This is a genomic window from Candidatus Zixiibacteriota bacterium (assembly GCA_018820315.1).
Lineage (GTDB): Bacteria > Zixibacteria > MSB-5A5 > JAABVY01 > JAHJOQ01 > JAHJOQ01.
In genome coordinates, this window is the sequence record JAHJOQ010000115.1 from 1 (window position 1) to 2,275 (window position 2,275).

The following is a 2,275-nucleotide window of genomic DNA, read 5'->3' on the forward strand; positions in this document are numbered from 1 at the left end:
CGAAAGGTCTCTTCGGGTCTCCGTCACCCCAATTACCGTGCAATCCATGATGCACGTATCTCGCGAGCAGTCCTTTTCCTGTACCAGTCGGCCCAACCAACAAGAGTGGCACGGCGTTTTCCTCTGATCGATTGGCCTCGATATATTCCTTCAGTTCCAGCCACCAGCGATTGCCGATGACTCTGTACTGCTCAGCTAACTCATCTATCTCGCGATTCGTCTGCCGATTCTTGACCACCACATTCTTCTTTGTAACGTCTTCACTCATATTCAGTATTTCCTTCGCGGGCAGATCCGCCCTCGATTCAATCATCAATGAGCCTTCATTGCCCGCACAATATACGACGAACCACGTGATCCAACAAGATATTCGAGATAGGCTGGACGCGCTTCGAAGCCGCGCAGGCAGTCAAGGACTGGAATGTAAGTGGCTCAGGATAATGTCCAGAGGGAAACGAGGCAAGAAACGCAGGGCGACAGACTACTGAAACTGATCAGCAGTCAGTTGCACCCACATCTTGCGCTGGCGAGACCAGTGGGGAACAGAGGCAATGGGGCGGACGTCTCTCTCGCGGATCGGGTCTCGGCCCCTGACTGTGCGTGGTAGGAACAGAATCGCTTCCTGGATGTCAGGAGCAAGGTTGAGCAGGCCCATTATCTGTGTGATCCGAGCGCGGGTCACCTGGCCGAGTCGTGCCAGATCAGCATAGTCTTGCACTTCGCCTCTACGGATCAGACCATCAAAACGGTTCGCCAGTGCCATCAGCTTCGAAATGCGCGGTACGTTGCCGGGCTCGGCGCTATGGGCTTCTTGCCGTTGAGTGCTGCAACTGCCTCGCTTGTTCTTGCGCTTGAGTGTGAAGGAGACCTGCAGTTGACTCAGGCCGGCTCCCGTTGCTTCGTGCAGATGGTTTCTCATACGGCTTTCCGCTCTTGGTTACAGTGCTTGGAGGTGCACAGCATCTTGATGCCTGACGAACGAAACGTAACCGTGACATTGCCATCTCTACCATCGTAATCCACTCGTTCAATCAGGAGGCGGATGATGCGGGACTGTTCTCGAGGTGTCAGTGACTCCCAGACTGGATCAAAGCCTGATAGCGCCTGGGTCAAATCGTACTCGTCGACAGTTTCTCTCTGAATAGAGATTAGCTCTTCGCGGATGGCGGTCGAACGCTGTTCCAGTGCGCGAATCTGATCTTGTAGATCCGCAAGCTGATCGGCGATCGCGACTTCTCCTGAAGCAGCCGAAGAAGATACACCGACCAGCTTTCTAACTCTTGCACTTAACCGTTTCAGCTCACGGTTAGAGCTTCGCTGTTCGGTCTCCAGCTCGGCTCTGCGCTTAACGCTGTCCGCTTGGACTCTGGCCAGTGTCTCTGCTATGATGGTTTCGTCTCTTCCGATGCCTCTGATGTGTTCGATAATCGCACTCTCGACCTCCTGAGCATTCACCGACTTAGTCGGGCAGGACGACCATCCGCGCTGTTGAGCATTCAGGCAGACGTAATATCGATACCGCTTGTTCTTTCTCTGTGTGTACGCGTGGATCATGCCTGTGCCGCACGGCACGCAATAGAGTAGTCCCTTCAGGAGCGCCCCGTATCTGTTTCGTACGTCTTTGCCACCCGTTCGGCCATTCCGCCGCAGCGTATCCTGGACCCGCTGCCAGATGTCGGCGTCTAGGATCGCATCGTGCTCGCCTTCGTAGATCGTTCCCTTGTAGTCGACCTTGCCAAGGTATGTCACATTGCTGAGCAGCCTAAAGAGGCTGTTCTTGGTGAACGGTTTCCCGCCACGTTCCCGGCCTTTCTTGGTGATCAGCCGCTTGGTCCGCCATCCCCTACGCTCGAGTTCTTGCACAACTAGGATCAGCGAATGGTACTCGAGGTAGAGCTCGTAAATAGCCCGCACCTGCGCTGCTTCATCCTCGTCAATGACCAGCCTGCCGCGTTCGCGGTCAACATCATATCCAAGGACGGGCTGGCTTCCGATCCATTTACCCTTCCGGCGTGCCGCTGACATCTTGTCGCGGGTGCGCTCTGAGATGATCTCCCTTTCGAACTGAGCGAAAGAGAGCAGAATATTAAGAGTGAGCCGTCCCATGGAGCTCGTCGTATTGAACTGCTGGGTAACCGAGACGAAGCTGACGCCATGCTTGTTGAAGAGCTCCATCATACGTGCGAAGTCCAGCAGACTCCTGCTGAGACGATCCACCTTGTAGACCACCACACAGTCGATTTCATCCGCTTCGATATCGGATAGAAGGCGCTGA

At 54.8% G+C, this 2,275-nt stretch carries 3 protein-coding genes; all 3 read right to left on the bottom strand.

The features are described from left to right. Positions 1 to 268, bottom strand: a 268-nt coding sequence (locus tag KKH67_11535) for a hypothetical protein (protein ID MBU1319812.1), incomplete at its 3' end; no start/stop codon positions are given. Positions 269 to 481: 213 nt separating this feature from the next. After that, positions 482 to 919 carry a hypothetical protein gene (locus tag KKH67_11540; protein MBU1319813.1) on the bottom strand — a complete coding sequence of 146 codons (438 nt, stop codon included), beginning with the start codon at positions 917 to 919 and terminating at the stop codon, positions 482 to 484. Further along, positions 916 to 2,275 (bottom strand): recombinase family protein (locus KKH67_11545; GenBank protein ID MBU1319814.1); only part of this gene is annotated, 1,360 nt, incomplete at its 5' end. The genes KKH67_11545 and KKH67_11540, both read right to left, overlap by 4 nt.